The following is a 14,660-nucleotide window of genomic DNA, read 5'->3' as shown; positions in this document are numbered from 1 at the left end:
TATTTGAATGAAACCGCGGTTGGTTATAAGAAAAATTAATCAGCATGGGCATGCTTAAAACAGCATTAAAGATGAATGGCTATGCATATAAAAGGGTGTACCTGTGCAACAGGACGCTGCCAGGATATTGAAAAAAGGCCGTACAGAGAAATCGGTGATTCGCTGGCGGCCTTACAGATTATTCATTTGGCACAGTCAGTCAAGGGTTTTAACCGCTTTGTCCTTAACGTCGCCGATCGGCGAGGCTGCTGCACCATAAAAGCGCATTTGATCCCTTATCTCCACGCGACGTGCTGCGACGGCAGCGGGTTAACTGCGCTATTATGAGGCTGTTTCTCTTCCAGGGAGTTGTTATGAAACAAATTCGTCTGTTGGCGCAGTACTACGTTGATTTAATGGTGAAGCTTGGACTGGTGAGGTTCTCGCTGCTGCTGGCGTCTGCGCTGGTGGTGCTGGCGATGATTGTCCAGATGGCGGTCACGATGGTACTGCGGGGCCATGTCGAGAGTATTGACGTGGTGCGTTCGGTCTTCTTCGGGCTGCTGATCACGCCCTGGGCGGTCTATTTCCTCTCGGTGGTGGTCGATCAGCTGGAGGAGTCACGGCAACGCCTGGCACGGCTGGTGGATAAGCTGGAAGAGATGCGTACCCGCGATCTGGAACTCAATCAGCAGATGAAAGAGACCATTACGCAGCTGAATCAGGAGATCAGCGATCGTAAAAAGGCGGAGCTGGCACGCGAACAGGTGATGGATAAGCTGCGTGAAGAGGTAACGCGTCGTGAGCAGGCACAGATTGAGCTGGAACAGCAATCCTCCTTCCTGCGCTCCTTCCTGGATGCCTCGCCTGACCTGGTGTTCTATCGCAACATCGATAAACAGTTCTCCGGCTGCAACCGTGCAATGGAGCTGCTGACCGGCAAAAGCGAAAAGCAGCTGATTGGCCTGACGCCGCGCGATATCTATGATGATGAAGCGGCCACTAAGGTGCTGGAAACGGACGAGAAGGTGTTCCGCCACAACGTCTCGCTGACCTATGAACAGTGGCTGCAATATCCCGACGGACGCAAAGCCTGCTTCGAGATCCGTAAAGTGCCTTACTACGACCGCGTGGGTAAGCGCAGCGGATTGATGGGCTTTGGCCGCGATATAACCGAACGTAAGCGCTATCAGGACGCGTTAGAGAACGCCAGCCGGGAGAAGACCACCTTTATCTCTACGATCAGCCACGAGCTTCGTACGCCGCTTAATGGCATTGTCGGCCTGAGCCGCATCCTGCTGGACACCGACCTCAATCAGGAACAGCTGAAATATCTCAAAACCATCCACGTCTCCGCCATCACGCTGGGCAACATCTTTAATGATGTGATTGAGGTGGACAAAATCGAGCGCCGTAAAGTACAGCTGGATAATCAGCCGCTCGACTTCACCGGTTTCCTGGCCGATTTAGAAAACCTCTCTGGCCTGCTGGCACAGCCGAAAGGGCTGAAGTTTGTGCTCGCGCCGCAACTGCCGCTGCCGCATATGATTTCGACGGATGGAACGCGTCTGCGCCAGATTCTGTGGAACCTGATTGGTAACGCCGTGAAGTTCACCCAGCAGGGCGAGATCGTGGTGCGGGTAACCTATGAGCAGGACGAGACGCTGCGCTTTGAGGTGCAGGACTCCGGCATGGGTATCCGTCAGGAGGAGCAGGACAAGATCTTCGCTATGTATTATCAGGTCAAAGATCAGCATGGCGGTAAACCGGCTACCGGTACCGGCATCGGACTGGCAGTATCACGCCGCCTGGCGCAGGCGATGGGCGGTGATATCCGGGTGCACAGTGCGCCGGGACAGGGTTCCTGCTTCACTGTAGAGATTAAAGCGCCACGCATTGCTGAAGAGGTGGAGGATGAAGGCGTGGACGACAGCCTGCCACTGCCTGCGCTGCACGTGCTGCTGGTTGAAGATATTGAGCTCAATGTGATTGTCGCGCGCTCGGTACTGGAGAAGCTGGGCTGCAGTGTAGAGGTCGCCATGACCGGCAGCGAGGCGCTGGCGATGTTTGACCCGCTGGAGTTTGACCTGGTGCTGCTGGACATTCAACTGCCCGATATGACCGGGCTGGATGTCTCACGTGCGATTCGCCAGCAGTACCAGGGAACGCATCTGCCCCCGCTGGTTGCTCTTACCGCCAATGTCCTCAAAGACAAAAAAGAGTACTTCGACGCGGGAATGGATGACGTGCTCAGCAAACCGCTGGCAGTGTCGGCACTCACTGCGATGATTAAAAAGTACTGGGATTATCAGGCAGAACCGGAAGAGGAGATCGCTGATGTCAGCGATGACAAAACCCGGATGCTGCTGGATGTCGCGATGCTCGAACAGTATATCGAGCTGGTTGGTCCCAGCCTGATTACCCAAAGCCTGACGATGTTTGAAAAGATGATGCCGGACTACCTTGCGGTGCTGGAGTCGAATCTGATGGCGCGCGATCAGAAAGGCATTGCTGAAGAGGGACACAAAATCAAAGGGGCGGCGGGTTCGGTCGGGCTGCAGCGTTTGCAGATGCTGGCGAAACAGATTCAGAGTCCGGAGTTACCGGCGTGGTGGGACAATGTAGGTGAATGGATTGATGAGCTGAAGCATGAATGGCGACACGATGTGCAGGTATTACGCGACTGGGTGGCAGAGCAGGATAAGTGATACCCCGGAAAAAAATGACCCCAGCCGAGGCCGGGGTGCGCGAAATACTGCGCCAACACCAGGGAAATCATTGCGGCCGCTATGATTTGAATAATTAATGCAGCCGCAGGGTATTGGTTAACACTGTCATCACCTTAGCAAATTCATCTTCTCATGCGACAAGATTCATTAAAATTTGTGATATTGAGCAGCGTTTAAATACAGAAAACATTAATTTGGCAACACAGTCAAGTAAGGAATTAATTTCTGTGCTGTGTTGCTGCTATTTTAATCAGTTTTACGCTTTTTCGTGTAGTTTTAATGCTGCCGGGCAGGGAAACTGAGGCTGAGCAGCACCAAAGTGAGCCGCCGTTAACATTTGCCTTTTGAGTGAGGCTAACGCGCTGATATTGCAAGCGCGCTGCCTGAAATGACACGAATTATCCAAAACGATTTGGAATGATAAAAAAGAATCTAAAAGTTTGTCCTTCTGTCGTTCTGCTATCAGGGTTATTCCTGGAAGGAAATAGTGCCATTCTGGCAACCCGTGACGCTATTAAGCGCTGCTTATTTATCCGTTATAACGATAATTCTGATTAACCTTTAGGCGCGGCAGGATTAAGAAAACAATAACAGTTAAGTATGGTAAATGATTCATGCGGGCGCTTATTACTCATGATTAAGTGTTTATCTGGAAAGATGCTAAGCAATGGCAATGAATGGAACCGATTCCTTTTTTGCGGAAGTACTTGAACTATTTCGAACTGTTGCAGCATGTTGATGCAAAATGATTGAATAAAGTCTGGAAACAGCCTGTCAGTTTTCAGCGATAATCGTAAAAAGGCTGCTTTTTTAGCAGTGATTACATGAGTGATTGATTAACGTCTGAAACAAGTGTGGGAAGATTGCATGAACAAGCATAAAGGAAGCGTCGGACAGCGTATCAGACGTATTGTTGGTCGTATCGTACTGGTGTGGCTGGGAATATGGCTGGCGGGCATTTTACTCTTTTCGTTCTTACCCGTGCCGTTCTCAGCGGTGATGGCTGAACGACAGATTGGAGCCTGGTTACGCGGTGATTTTAGTTATGTCGCCCATTCAGACTGGGTCGGCCATGACGAGATTTCGCCCTGGATGGGGCTGGCCGTTATCGCCTCAGAAGATCAAAAGTTTCCCACCCATTGGGGCTTTGATGTGGCGGCGATTGAGTCTGTACTGGATAACAGCGATAGCCGGATGCGTGGGGCGTCCACGCTGTCTCAACAGACGGCGAAGAATCTGTTCCTCTGGGATGGTCGCAGCTGGGTGCGTAAAGGTCTGGAAGCGGGTCTGACGGTAGGAATTGAAACGGTCTGGACGAAGCGGCGTATTTTAACCGTCTATCTCAATATTGCGGAGTTCGGGCCCGGCATCTTTGGCGTTGAGGCGGCTTCTCAGCGTTACTTCCATAAGCCTGCCAGCCGGCTGACCGCAGCAGATGCCGCCTTACTGGCAGCGGTGCTGCCTAATCCGATACGTTATCGTGCTGCTGCACCCTCAGGCTATGTCAGAGAGCGGCAGCAGTGGATACTGCGTCAGATGCGCCAGCTTGGCGGGGAAGGCTTCCTGCAGCGTAATCAGCTCGATTAAGCGTTAATCTTCATCGAAACCCGCTTCAAATAACTCAATGACCGCTGCCAGCGCCGGGATCTCCTCCGGGCCGCTGGCTTCAATCTCAATGTGGCCGCCTTTTGCCGAGTCGAGCATCAGCAGCGCAATCACGCTGCTGGCTTCGGCTTCAGTGCCCGCTTCATTACGCAGTAATACTTCGGCATCAAAGCTCTGCACCAACTCAAATAACTTCATCGCCGGACGTGCATGCATGCCCAGCTTATTTTTGATTTCTACAGTTTGTCTGACGGTCATGATTTGCGCTTTTCCAGCGTACGATGGCGTGACTGCACATTCTTACCCCGTGAACGGAAGTAATCTGCCAGCTGTTCTGCAATATAGACTGAGCGGTGTTTACCGCCGGTGCAGCCAATCGCCACGGTAAGATAGCTACGGTTATTGGTCTCCAGCATCGGCAGCCAGAGTTCAAGGTAGCTGCGCGTCTGGTAGATAAAATTATGCACTTCAGTGTGGCGATCAAGGAAGGCCGCCACAGGACGATCGAGGCCGGTCATCGGGCGCAGTTTGGGATCCCAGTGGGGGTTGGGCAGAAAGCGCACGTCAAATACATAGTCAGCGTCAATCGGAATGCCATGCTTGAAGCCAAACGACTCAAACACCATGGTCAGCTCACGTTCACGCTTGCCCAGCAGGCGGGTACGCAGCATCTCTGCCAGCTCATGCACCGACATCTCTGAGGTGTCGATGATCAGATCGGCACGTGAACGAAGTGGCTCCAGCAGATCGCTCTCTTCATCAATCGCGCTCTCCAGCGAGAGGTTTTTGCTGGAGAGGGGATGCAGACGGCGCGTATCGCTGTAACGACGAATCAGGGTGTTGCGATCGGCGTCGAGAAACAGCAGCTGAGGGGAAAATGTATCAGGCAGATTATTCAGTGCGGTTTCAAAAATTTCCGGGGATTCGGGCATATTACGCACGTCGATGCTGACCGCCGCCGAAATATTGCGCTCAGCCAGCGAGTTAGCTAACTCAGGCAGCAGCACGACCGGCAGGTTATCAACGCAGTAGAACCCCATATCTTCCAGCGCACGGAGCGCCACTGACTTCCCCGAGCCTGAACGACCGCTAACGATCATCAGCACCATGACCTTCTCTCCCGTTTTAAAACCGGCACCGGGCCGGTAAAGACGCGTTACTGCTCCGACTGGACTTCCGTAATAATGGCATAGAGCTCTTCATCACTCTGCGCTGCGCGCAGACGACGGCAAACCGTTTTATCTGCCAGACGCTTTGCCACCAGTGACAGGGTGTGCAGATGTGTTTTGCACTGGTCAGCCGGGACCAGTAAGGCAAACAACAGATCGACCGGCTGGTTGTCGACGGCATCAAACGCAATCGGCTGTTCGAGGCTGATAAACACCCCAACCGCGCGCAGCGTATCCTCTTCCAGCTTGCCGTGCGGGATGGCTATCCCGTTACCAATACCGGTACTGCCCATGCGTTCGCGGGTCAGGATCGCTTCGAAAAGCGTCTGGTGCGGCAGGTTGAGCTGCTTAGCGGCCAGTTCGCTGATGATTTCCAGCGCACGTTTTTTGCTCTGGCAGTGGACGCCGCTGCGGGTGCAGTCTGGCGAAAGCACTGTGCTCAATTCCAGTGTGAGATCGTTGTTCATTATCGTTTCACTTGCGTGTTCACCAGGCCATTCACCGCCAGCGCGTATTGACGCGTGTGACAAACGGCGCCTGCTCAGATGACAAAACGGGGCGGATTATCCGCCCCATCCTGTCGGCTCTGCGCGCCAGGCGCGCGTCGCTAGCGTGAAGGTTAGTGTTTTTTCAGTTTATCTTTGTGTTTGGTCAGCTGACGGGTGAGCTTATCGATCAGTCCGTCAATGGCCGCATACATATCTTCCGCTTCGGATGTGGCGTGCAGCTCGCCACCATTCACGTGTAGTGTTGCGTCAGCCACCTGCGTGACTTTCTCAACCTTCAGGACAATATAGACCTGATTGATATGTTCAAAATAGTGTTCCAGTTTGGCAAATTTACCGTTGACGAATTCACGCAGAGGTGGAGTGATTTCAACGTGTTGCCCGGTCAGGTTCAGCTGCATAGGTCTTCCTTCTCATTTCTTTCAAACCAGTTGTTTACGCTGGTTCGATGGCGGGATGGATAAAGACTCACGATATTTGGCGACGGTACGCCGTGCCACCATGATCCCCTGATCAGATAACATGGAGGTCAGTTTACTGTCGCTCAAGGGTTTGGCTGGATTTTCCGCCGAAATTAATTTTTTCACCAGGGCACGAATCGCGGTAGAGGAGGCTTCACCGCCACCTTCCGTATTAACGTGACTGGAGAAAAAGTACTTCAGTTCAAAAATGCCACGCGGGCTGTGCAGATACTTCTGCGTGGTAACGCGGGAGATGGTCGATTCGTGCATCTCAACGGCCTGGGCGATATCCGCCAGCACCATCGGGCGCATAAATTCTTCACCCTGCTCGAAAAAGGCCTGCTGCTGCTCAACAATACAGCGCGTCACTTTCAGCAGGGTATCATTGCGGCTTTCCAGGCTCTTAATCAGCCAGCGGGCTTCCTGCAGATTACTGCGAATGAACTGGCTGTCGCTGTCGTTTCGCGTCGCGCCGCTCATTGCCGCATAGTGCTGATTGATCTTCAGGCGTGGCACGCTATCGGCATTGAGTTCAACCGTCCAGCGGCTGCCGATCTTACGCACCAGCACATCGGGAATGACATATTCTGGTTCGCCGGTGTTGATCGACTGACCCGGACGCGGGTCCAGCGACTGAATCAGCAGCATCGCCTCTTTCAGCACCTCTTCTTTGAGGCGGGTGACCCGCATCAGGCTGCGGAAGTCGTGGTTTGCCAGCAGATCGAGATGTTCGCTGACGATCAGACGCGCCTCTGCCAGCATCGGCGTTTCGGGCGCATATTGTGAAAGCTGCACCAGCAGGCAGTCACGCAGATCGCGCGCGCCAACACCAATCGGGTCAAAGCGCTGGATGCGTTTCAGCACCGCTTCAACTTCATCCGCTTCGAGCTCATCATCGCCGATGCTGTCAAGGATCTCCTCAAGCGAAACGGTGAGATACCCGGTGTCATCAATAGCATCGACAATAGAGGTGGCAATAGCGCGATCGGTATCGCTGAACGGCGTCAGTCCGACCTGCCACATCAGATAATCCTGCAGCGACTGGGTTGTTTCGCCCTGATAAACCGGTAACTCATCATCCTGGTAATCGGTGCCGGTGCCGGAAGGCGTACCCGCGGTGTAGATCTCATCCCAGGTCGCATCCAGCGGCAGTTCATCAGGCATCTCTTTCTGCTCAAGCGCTTCACGTGTATCCAGCGCCTCGGCCTCTGAAGACTCCCGTGAATCGATCTCTTCATGCAGGTCAGTCTGCTCAAGCAGCGGATTACTTTCCAGCGCAAGCTGAAGCTCCTGCTGGAGTTCAAGCGTAGAGAGTTGCAGCAGGCGAATCGCCTGTTGCAATTGCGGAGTCATTGCCAGCTGTTGGCTGAACCTGAGTTGTAAACCTTGCTTCATAGACAGGATGATCGTTCCCAGGTAAACATCGGTATTAACGACACCTTATCAGAGTCTGAACTCTTCACCCAAATAAACCCGCTTAACCTGCTCATCCGCAAGAATTTCATTCGGTGTGCCGTGTGCGATCAGGTGCCCCTGGCTGACGATATAAGCCCGCTCACAGACCGCTAACGTTTCGCGTACGTTATGGTCGGTAATCAGCACACCGAGGCCGCTGTCACGCAGATGCTCAATGATCTTCTTAATGTCGATAACGGAGATGGGGTCAACACCGGCAAAAGGTTCATCCAGCAGGATAAATTTAGGATTAGCCGCCAGTGCCCGCGCAATCTCAACACGACGTCGCTCACCACCTGAAAGTGCCTGGCCCATGCTGTCGCGCAGGTGCTCAATGTGAAACTCTTCCATCAGCTCACGGGCACGATCCTGGCGTTGCTCTTCGGTCAGATCGTCACGGATCTGCAAGACCGCCATCAGGTTATCGTAGACGCTGAGGCGACGGAAGATCGATGCCTCCTGCGGCAGATAGCCGATGCCACGACGCGCACGGGCATGCAGCGGCAGGATGCTGATATCTTCATCATCAATAATAATGCGGCCAGCGTCACGCGGCACAATGCCCACTACCATGTAAAAGGTGGTGGTTTTACCGGCACCGTTCGGGCCCAGCAGGCCGACAATCTCGCCGGATTTTACCTGCAGGCTGACATCTTCTACCACGCGACGGCCTTTATATGCCTTCGCCAGGTTTTCTGCGATTAATGTGGCCATAGCTATCAGTTACTCTTCTTTCCGCTGTTGGACGAACCTTTGTCCTGAAGTTGCGACGGCACCAGTACAGTCGTGACGCGCTTGTTCTGGCCCTGACTGAAAGCCTGCATTTTCTGCTCTTTCACCAGGTAGGTAATACGATCGCCTTTGATGTTGCTGTCCTGCTGCTCAATGAACGCATTGCCGGTCAGTTCAACGAAATCATTAGCCAGTTCATAGTGCAGTTTTGCGGCATGGCCCTGCACCGGCTTACCGCTGTCCTGCATCTGATAGAAGGTGGCGGGATTACCGTAGGCGTCAACGATGGTTTTCTTGCTGTCGCCGCCCGGACGGGTCACCACGACTTTATCTGCCGTGATTTTAATTGAGCCCTGCGTCACGATGACATTGCCGGTAAAGGTCGCGACATTGCCTTGCAAATCCAGCGCCTGATTCTGCGAGTCAATATTGACGGGCTTGTCCGAGTCACCGGTCAGAGCCAGCGCCGGAACGCTGGTTGCCAGCAGCATGCTGGCCAGTAAAAGCTTCAGGCTATTTTTGTTCATTTTGAATTTCATAAGAGGTTTTGACCTTCTCGATTAACTCGGCGTTTTTTGTCCGTAAATTGCCGCGCATTTTCATGCCGGTGGAGTTAAAACTGCGGCCATACAATGTCACCTGGTCATCAGAGGTAACGTCCTGAGTGACAAGATTAATCTGGGCGTTATCGGTTTTGATCCGCTCAAGCTGAGAATCCTGCGTCAGCGTATTCAGCTCAACATGGCCATACAGGTAAAGCATACGATCTTTGGTGAGCTTTGCTTTATCCGCGCGTAACGTCCAGGTAGGGATTTTGTTCTCATCAAAGGTGGTCATGACCGGATTGTCGAACCAGCTCAGTTCATCATCCGAGAAATAGGTCACTTTGTCAGAGACCAGTTTATATGACAGCGCGCCCTGCGGGTTATAAACCACAGTGTGTGAATCAGCACTGGTGTAGGTCGGTGACTGACTGTCCGTGCCGACTGGCGTGCCATCGTCATCCTGGTTAGTAAGATTCCAGCCGATCAAAACCAGTGCAATCAAGGTCAGAATCAGCGTTATCCAACGCCTGCTTTTACTCATACTGATTGCCCTTTGGCATCCTCAAATTTGTTCTGCGCCATTAAGATCAGGTCACATACTTCGCGAACTGCACCGCGTCCACCGGCAATCCGCGTGACATAATGCGCGCGCGGCAACAGGATCGGATGTGCATCCGCCACCGCCACGCTTAATCCCACTTTTGCCATAACCGGCCAGTCGATCAGATCGTCACCGATGTAGGCGACCTGGTCGTCGGAAAGAGACAGTTTATCCAGAAGTTCACGATAGGCCAAAAGCTTATCCGATTGTCCCTGATAAAGATGACGGATGCCGAGCGTTTTGCAGCGATCTTCCATCAGACGGGCATTGCGGCCGGTAATAATAGCCACTTCCACATCGGAGGTCAGCAAACAGCGAACGCCGTAACCGTCCCGCACGTTGAATGCCTTCAGCTCTTCGCCATTATTCCCCATGTAGATCACTCCGTCGGACATCACGCCATCGACATCGCAGATCAGCAGACGAATCCTGCTGGCGCGCGCCATAACGTCAGCGCTGACCGGGCCGTAGCAGGTTTCAATCGGGTGGGTTGCCTGTTGCATTTTCTCTTCCTGTTCAGACTACGCCAGCGCGCAGCATGTCATGCATATGTACCACACCGAGCAGATGGTCGTCATCGGCCACCAGAATCGAGGTAATGTTTTTGGTCTGCATCAGGTTCAGGGCTTCCACCGCCAGCATATTAGGCCGGACGCGGATGCCACCTGGCGTCATCACTTCCCCGATAGTGGCGCGCTGGAAATCGATGCCCATATCAAAGATGCGGCGCAGGTCACCATCGGTAAAGATACCTTCAATTTTCATCAGGTCGTCGACGATCACCGTCAGTCCCAGATTTTTGCGGGTAATCTCCAGCAGCGCATCGCGCAGCGAGGCGTCCCGTGTGACGTGCGGCAGCTCATCGCCGCTGTGCATGATATCAGCCACATGCAGCAGCAGTTTACGGCCCAGCGCACCGCCAGGATGGGACAAAGCAAAGTCTTCGGCGGTGAAGCCGCGCGCTTCCAGCAGCGAAACCGCCAGCGCGTCACCCATCACCAGCGTGGCCGTGGTGCTGGTGGTCGGTGCCAGACCCAGCGGGCAGGCTTCCTGCGGAACATGGACACACAGATGCACATCGGCAACCCGGCCCATCGCACTGTCAGGCCTTCCGGTCATGCAGATCAGCGTAATGTGCTGACGCTTTAAAACCGGAATCAGCGCGAGGATTTCGTTCGACTCACCGCTGTTGGAGATGGCGATGACCACATCATTTTTGCTCACCATGCCCAGATCGCCATGGCTGGCTTCGGCCGGATGAACAAAAAAAGCGGGCGTGCCGGTACTGGCAAAGGTCGCCGCCATTTTTTTGCCGATATGGCCAGACTTGCCCATGCCCATCACCACCACTTTACCCTGACAGGCGTAGATCAGGGCGCAGGCGCGGGCGAAATCGTCGTTAATATATTGATCGAGTTGTTCCAGACCTTCGCGCTCAATGCGCAGTACGGTTTTCCCCGCCTGCTGGAAATCAAATGCTGTTGGTTGCTGATATGACATAGTGAGTCTGTCCTTGTTAGCCGTCCATGAATGCCGGCTGCATCCACAGCAGCGTCACCCAGACGAAGAAACCACAGAGTAAAAATAAGCCTGCCGTCCGGCCAACGCGGCGGCGACGTAGCAGGCAGAGCAGGGCAAACAGCACGCTGACTCCCAGCATCACCCAGTAATCACGGGCGAAGGCGTGATAATCGACACTGCCAGGGTGAATTAGCGCCGGCAGACCCAGCACAATGGCAATATTATAAATGTTGGCGCCGATCAGATTACCGATCGCGATATCATCTTCGCCTTTCAGCGCACCGGCAATAACCGTTGCCAGCTCGGGCAGGCTGGTGCCCACGGCGATCAGCGTCAGGCCCATCACCAGCTCGCTGACGCCAAAATAGTCGGCAAACGCCGTGGCATTGTCGATCACCATTCGTGTCGACATCGGCAGGATAATCAGCGCGACGGCCAGCCAGAGAAAGGCCACCGTATTTCCGCTCTCTTCGCGTGGCAGCTCGGCCAGCTGCTCGCGGGTCAGGGTGTCGTTGTTATCCCGTTCTGCTTTACGCGCAATGCGAATTACCACCATCAGATAAATCGCGGCAATGGTGATCAGGCCTATTCCATCCAGTCGACTAAGCTGATTGTCAAACAGCATGAAACCGCTGAGCAGGGTAACCAGCAACATTAACGGCAGTTCACGGCGTATCAGATTAGAATGGACGCTAAGCGGGTGCATGAGCGCAGCGGCACCCAGGATGAGTAAAATATTGGTAATATTCGAGCCGAGCGCGGTGCCAACAGCAAGATCCATCTGGCCATGCTGCGCGGCGGAAAAGGAGAGGATCATCTCTGGCAGCGAGGTGCCGATGCTGACAACGGTCATGCCAATAATCAGTGGCGGGATGCCAAATGATCGACACAGTATAGAGGCGCTAAACACCAGACGATCGGCACCATATGCCAGTAAAAGCAAACCGATAATCAGCAGTGCAGAAGCTACGAACATGAAAAATCCTTGCGTAAAAACCCAGGCCGGCAATGCCTTTCCCGACCGGTTTAAGGTTCTGTTTGGCGAGACAGGCGCTGATTTTGACCGTCCGGACGGCAAAAGTAAATTTAATGACCATTTTCGCCAAATCTTAGCGGTAAGTTTCTGTAAAGCTATCGTGAATCAGGACCGAACAGGCTACCATCGTACCCCATGTTTACGCCCGATCCTTACAAGAGGTTATAATGATCCAGCAGCAATCGAATCTGGTTGAGGTTCGTGGCGTGAGTTTTTCGCGCGGAGATCGCACCATCTTCGATGACATTTCGCTGACCGTGCCGAAAGGCAAAGTGACGGCGATAATGGGGCCGTCGGGGATAGGAAAAACCACGCTGCTACGCTTGATTGGGGGGCAACTTCAGCCGACCAGCGGTGAAATCTTTTTCCGTGGTGAAAACATTCCGTCACTGTCTCGCACTAAATTGTACGAAGCGCGCAAAAAAATGAGCATGCTGTTCCAGTCTGGCGCGCTGTTTACTGACCTGACGGTCTATGAAAATGTTGCCTGGCCGCTGCGTGAACATACCCGTCTGCCTCCTCCGCTGCTGCACAGCACAGTGCTGATGAAGCTGGAAGCGGTGGGTCTGCGTGGCGCGGCCCAGCTGAAGCCCGCGGAGCTGTCGGGCGGAATGGCGCGTCGTGTGGCACTGGCGCGCGCTATCGCGCTGGAGCCGGAACTGATCATGTTTGATGAGCCTTTCGTCGGTCAGGATCCGATCACGATGGGTGTGCTGGTAAAACTCATTGATGAACTGAACCATGCTCTGGGCCTGACCTGTATTGTGGTCTCGCACGACGTACCGGAAGTACTGAGTATTGCGGACTATGCCTATATCGTGGCCGGACAAAAAATTATCGCACACGGCACCACGCCGGAGTTGCGAGCGAACAATGACCCGCGCGTTCGCCAGTTTATTGATGGCGATGCGGATGGTCCGGTTCCCTTCCGTTTTCCTGCCGGCGACTATCTCGCTGATTTAACCGGCTCAGGGAGTAACTAAACTGATGGTGTTGAAGGCGCTGGCGACATTTGGACGTCAGGGAATTGAAACGTGCGCCAGTTTTGGACGCGCAGGACTCATGCTCTTTCATGCGCTGGTGGGCAAGCCAGCGTTCCGCAGACACACGCCGCTACTGATTAAACAACTTTATAGCGTCGGCGTGCTGTCGCTGCTGATCATCGTGGTTTCCGGTCTGTTTATCGGCATGGTGCTTGGCCTTCAGGGTTATCTGGTCTTAAACACCTATGGCGCGGAAACCAGCCTCGGTATGCTGGTGGCGCTGTCATTGCTGCGCGAACTGGGGCCGGTTGTGACCGCGCTGCTGTTCGCCGGACGGGCAGGGTCTGCGCTGACCGCCGAAATCGGCCTGATGAAGGCCACCGAACAGCTCTCCAGTATGGAGATGATGGCGGTTGACCCGTTGCGCCGGGTGGTCTCGCCGCGCTTCTGGGCCGGTTTTATCAGTATGCCGTTACTGACGCTGATTTTTACCGCGGTAGGGATTGCCGGTGGGGCGCTGGTCGGGGTGAGCTGGAAAGGGATTGATCCTGGTTTCTTCTGGTCGGCGATGCAGAATGCCGTCGATTTTCGTGCCGATGTGGTTAACTGCCTGATTAAAAGTGCGGTATTTGCCATTACCGTGACGTGGATTGCGCTGTTTAACGGCTATGATGCGATTCCAACCTCTGAAGGGATCAGTCGCGCGACGACGCGCACTGTGGTGCACGCGTCACTGGCGGTGCTCGGATTGGATTTTGTGCTGACAGCACTGATGTTTGGGAATTGATGCAATGCAAAGCAAAAAAAGCGAAATCTGGGTTGGCATATTTATGATTATGGCGTTGCTGGCGGCGCTGTTTCTCGCGCTGCGCGTCGCCGATTTAAAGTCAATGGGCACCGAGCCGACGTGGAAGCTCTACGCCACCTTTGACAATATTGGTGGTCTCAAAGCCAGTTCGCCGGTCAAGATTGGTGGGGTGGTGATTGGCCGGGTGACCGACATTGAGTTAGAGCCGAAAACGCTGCTGCCGCGTGTCACCATGGACATCAGCGATCAGTATGCGAATAAAATTTCAGACACCAGCTCGCTGGCGGTTCGCACTCAGGGACTACTGGGTGAGCAATTCCTGGCACTCAATTTAGGATTTGACGATCCTGAACTGGGTTCGGCGATGCTGAAAGATGGCGATACGCTGCGCGATACGAAATCCGCCATGGTGCTCGAAGACCTGATCGGTCAGTTCCTTTATAAGAGCGGCGATAATAAACAAAACAGTGAAAACAAGGATGCGCAGGAAGGCGACAGTGCTGCGCCTGCGGCACCGGCTCAACCTTAAA

Annotated in this window: 17 protein-coding genes; 6 read left to right on the top strand and 11 right to left on the bottom strand. The window is 53.8% G+C overall.

The window, feature by feature from the left end:
* The first annotated feature begins 353 nt into the window (after window positions 1-353).
* Together arcB and mtgA are read left to right on the top strand one after the other, a co-directional pair.
* Complete coding sequence (arcB, locus tag GVJ63_RS08785) at window positions 354-2,687, top strand: aerobic respiration two-component sensor histidine kinase ArcB (RefSeq protein WP_111534513.1); 2,334 nt, start codon at window positions 354-356, stop codon at window positions 2,685-2,687.
* An 888-nt stretch (window positions 2,688-3,575) separates the two neighbouring features.
* Window positions 3,576-4,295 (top strand): monofunctional biosynthetic peptidoglycan transglycosylase, encoded by a 720-nt coding sequence (gene mtgA / locus GVJ63_RS08780; protein WP_010251926.1) that lies wholly within the window; start codon window positions 3,576-3,578, stop codon window positions 4,293-4,295.
* Window positions 4,296-4,298: 3 nt separating this feature from the next.
* Here the strand turns inward: mtgA and npr are convergent, their stop codons facing one another.
* From npr to GVJ63_RS08725, 11 genes are all read right to left on the bottom strand, one after another.
* Window positions 4,299-4,571 (bottom strand): PTS phosphocarrier protein NPr, encoded by a 273-nt coding sequence (npr, locus tag GVJ63_RS08775; RefSeq protein ID WP_010251923.1) that lies wholly within the window; start codon window positions 4,569-4,571, stop codon window positions 4,299-4,301.
* Window positions 4,568-5,422 (bottom strand): RNase adapter RapZ, encoded by an 855-nt coding sequence (gene rapZ, locus GVJ63_RS08770; RefSeq protein WP_010251920.1) that lies wholly within the window; start codon window positions 5,420-5,422, stop codon window positions 4,568-4,570. Before rapZ ends, npr begins: the two co-directional genes overlap by 4 nt.
* Window positions 5,423-5,469: 47 nt before the next feature.
* Window positions 5,470-5,949, bottom strand: coding sequence for a PTS IIA-like nitrogen regulatory protein PtsN (gene ptsN / locus GVJ63_RS08765; protein ID WP_010251916.1), 480 nt, complete (start codon window positions 5,947-5,949; stop codon window positions 5,470-5,472).
* 152 nt (window positions 5,950-6,101) lie between these two features.
* Window positions 6,102-6,389, bottom strand: coding sequence for a ribosome hibernation promoting factor (hpf, locus tag GVJ63_RS08760; protein WP_010251913.1), 288 nt, complete (start codon window positions 6,387-6,389; stop codon window positions 6,102-6,104).
* A 21-nt stretch (window positions 6,390-6,410) separates the two neighbouring features.
* Complete coding sequence (gene rpoN / locus GVJ63_RS08755; protein ID WP_010251911.1) at window positions 6,411-7,844, bottom strand: RNA polymerase factor sigma-54; 1,434 nt, start codon at window positions 7,842-7,844, stop codon at window positions 6,411-6,413.
* Between the two features lie 48 nt (window positions 7,845-7,892).
* Entirely contained in the window at window positions 7,893-8,618 is a 726-nt protein-coding gene (gene lptB, locus GVJ63_RS08750; protein ID WP_003851107.1) for an LPS export ABC transporter ATP-binding protein, read from the bottom strand.
* A 5-nt stretch (window positions 8,619-8,623) separates the two neighbouring features.
* Window positions 8,624-9,175 carry a lipopolysaccharide ABC transporter substrate-binding protein LptA gene (gene lptA, locus GVJ63_RS08745; RefSeq protein WP_010672013.1) on the bottom strand — a complete coding sequence of 184 codons (552 nt, stop codon included), beginning with the start codon at window positions 9,173-9,175 and terminating at the stop codon, window positions 8,624-8,626.
* Complete coding sequence (lptC, locus tag GVJ63_RS08740; RefSeq protein ID WP_010251907.1) at window positions 9,150-9,722, bottom strand: LPS export ABC transporter periplasmic protein LptC; 573 nt, start codon at window positions 9,720-9,722, stop codon at window positions 9,150-9,152. Before lptC ends, lptA begins: the two co-directional genes overlap by 26 nt.
* Complete coding sequence (kdsC, locus tag GVJ63_RS08735) at window positions 9,719-10,285, bottom strand: 3-deoxy-manno-octulosonate-8-phosphatase KdsC (protein WP_010251905.1); 567 nt, start codon at window positions 10,283-10,285, stop codon at window positions 9,719-9,721. Before kdsC ends, lptC begins: the two co-directional genes overlap by 4 nt.
* A 13-nt stretch (window positions 10,286-10,298) precedes the next feature.
* On the bottom strand, window positions 10,299-11,282 hold the full coding sequence (gene kdsD, locus GVJ63_RS08730; protein ID WP_010251903.1) for an arabinose-5-phosphate isomerase KdsD: 984 nt from the start codon (window positions 11,280-11,282) through the stop codon (window positions 10,299-10,301).
* A 16-nt stretch (window positions 11,283-11,298) separates the two neighbouring features.
* Window positions 11,299-12,279: a calcium/sodium antiporter gene (locus GVJ63_RS08725; RefSeq protein WP_159226720.1), complete on the bottom strand. Its 981-nt coding sequence runs from the start codon at window positions 12,277-12,279 to the stop codon at window positions 11,299-11,301.
* Here GVJ63_RS08725 and GVJ63_RS08720 point away from each other — a divergent pair.
* Genes GVJ63_RS08720 through mlaD form a run of 4 tightly spaced genes read left to right on the top strand, consistent with a single transcriptional unit; the run spans window position 12,278 to window position 14,659 of the window.
* A complete protein-coding gene (locus tag GVJ63_RS08720; RefSeq protein ID WP_124889623.1) occupies window positions 12,278-12,535 on the top strand; it encodes a hypothetical protein in 258 nt (85 codons plus the stop codon). The genes GVJ63_RS08725 and GVJ63_RS08720 overlap by 2 nt on opposite strands.
* The gene (mlaF, locus tag GVJ63_RS08715) at window positions 12,507-13,322 is read left to right on the top strand and encodes a phospholipid ABC transporter ATP-binding protein MlaF (RefSeq protein ID WP_010251897.1); all 816 of its coding nucleotides are present in this window, start codon (window positions 12,507-12,509) and stop codon (window positions 13,320-13,322) included. The genes GVJ63_RS08720 and mlaF overlap by 29 nt, the downstream gene beginning before the upstream one ends.
* A 4-nt stretch (window positions 13,323-13,326) precedes the next feature.
* Window positions 13,327-14,109 carry a lipid asymmetry maintenance ABC transporter permease subunit MlaE gene (gene mlaE, locus GVJ63_RS08710; RefSeq protein WP_010251894.1) on the top strand — a complete coding sequence of 261 codons (783 nt, stop codon included), beginning with the start codon at window positions 13,327-13,329 and terminating at the stop codon, window positions 14,107-14,109.
* 4 nt (window positions 14,110-14,113) lie between these two features.
* A complete protein-coding gene (gene mlaD / locus GVJ63_RS08705) occupies window positions 14,114-14,659 on the top strand; it encodes an outer membrane lipid asymmetry maintenance protein MlaD (RefSeq protein ID WP_010251890.1) in 546 nt (181 codons plus the stop codon).
* The last annotated feature ends 1 nt before the right edge of the window (window position 14,660 follow it).

It is taken from the genome of Pantoea sp. 18059 (assembly GCF_902706165.1).
GTDB classification, from domain to species: Bacteria; Pseudomonadota; Gammaproteobacteria; order Enterobacterales; family Enterobacteriaceae; genus Pantoea; species Pantoea agglomerans.
Note: the sequence above shows the minus strand (reverse complement) of the source record. Positions and strands in the feature narration are given on the sequence as shown.

What these genes read in the sequence shown, in the direction of transcription:
- arcB (WP_111534513.1), top strand. Translation starts at nt 354, where the DNA reads ATGAAACAAATTCGTCTGTTGGCGCAGTACTACGTTGATTTAATGGTG.
- mtgA (WP_010251926.1), top strand. Translation starts at nt 3,576, where the DNA reads ATGAACAAGCATAAAGGAAGCGTCGGACAGCGTATCAGACGTATTGTT.
- npr (WP_010251923.1), bottom strand. Translation starts at nt 4,571, where the DNA reads ATGACCGTCAGACAAACTGTAGAAATCAAAAATAAGCTGGGCATGCAT.
- rapZ (WP_010251920.1), bottom strand. Translation starts at nt 5,422, where the DNA reads ATGGTGCTGATGATCGTTAGCGGTCGTTCAGGCTCGGGGAAGTCAGTG.
- ptsN (WP_010251916.1), bottom strand. Translation starts at nt 5,949, where the DNA reads ATGAACAACGATCTCACACTGGAATTGAGCACAGTGCTTTCGCCAGAC.
- hpf (WP_010251913.1), bottom strand. Translation starts at nt 6,389, where the DNA reads ATGCAGCTGAACCTGACCGGGCAACACGTTGAAATCACTCCACCTCTG.
- rpoN (WP_010251911.1), bottom strand. Translation starts at nt 7,844, where the DNA reads ATGAAGCAAGGTTTACAACTCAGGTTCAGCCAACAGCTGGCAATGACT.
- lptB (WP_003851107.1), bottom strand. Translation starts at nt 8,618, where the DNA reads ATGGCCACATTAATCGCAGAAAACCTGGCGAAGGCATATAAAGGCCGT.
- lptA (WP_010672013.1), bottom strand. Translation starts at nt 9,175, where the DNA reads ATGAAATTCAAAATGAACAAAAATAGCCTGAAGCTTTTACTGGCCAGC.
- lptC (WP_010251907.1), bottom strand. Translation starts at nt 9,722, where the DNA reads ATGAGTAAAAGCAGGCGTTGGATAACGCTGATTCTGACCTTGATTGCA.
- kdsC (WP_010251905.1), bottom strand. Translation starts at nt 10,285, where the DNA reads ATGCAACAGGCAACCCACCCGATTGAAACCTGCTACGGCCCGGTCAGC.
- kdsD (WP_010251903.1), bottom strand. Translation starts at nt 11,282, where the DNA reads ATGTCATATCAGCAACCAACAGCATTTGATTTCCAGCAGGCGGGGAAA.
- GVJ63_RS08720 (WP_124889623.1), top strand. Translation starts at nt 12,278, where the DNA reads ATGAAAAATCCTTGCGTAAAAACCCAGGCCGGCAATGCCTTTCCCGAC.
- GVJ63_RS08725 (WP_159226720.1), bottom strand. Translation starts at nt 12,279, where the DNA reads ATGTTCGTAGCTTCTGCACTGCTGATTATCGGTTTGCTTTTACTGGCA.
- mlaF (WP_010251897.1), top strand. Translation starts at nt 12,507, where the DNA reads ATGATCCAGCAGCAATCGAATCTGGTTGAGGTTCGTGGCGTGAGTTTT.
- mlaE (WP_010251894.1), top strand. Translation starts at nt 13,327, where the DNA reads ATGGTGTTGAAGGCGCTGGCGACATTTGGACGTCAGGGAATTGAAACG.
- mlaD (WP_010251890.1), top strand. Translation starts at nt 14,114, where the DNA reads ATGCAAAGCAAAAAAAGCGAAATCTGGGTTGGCATATTTATGATTATG.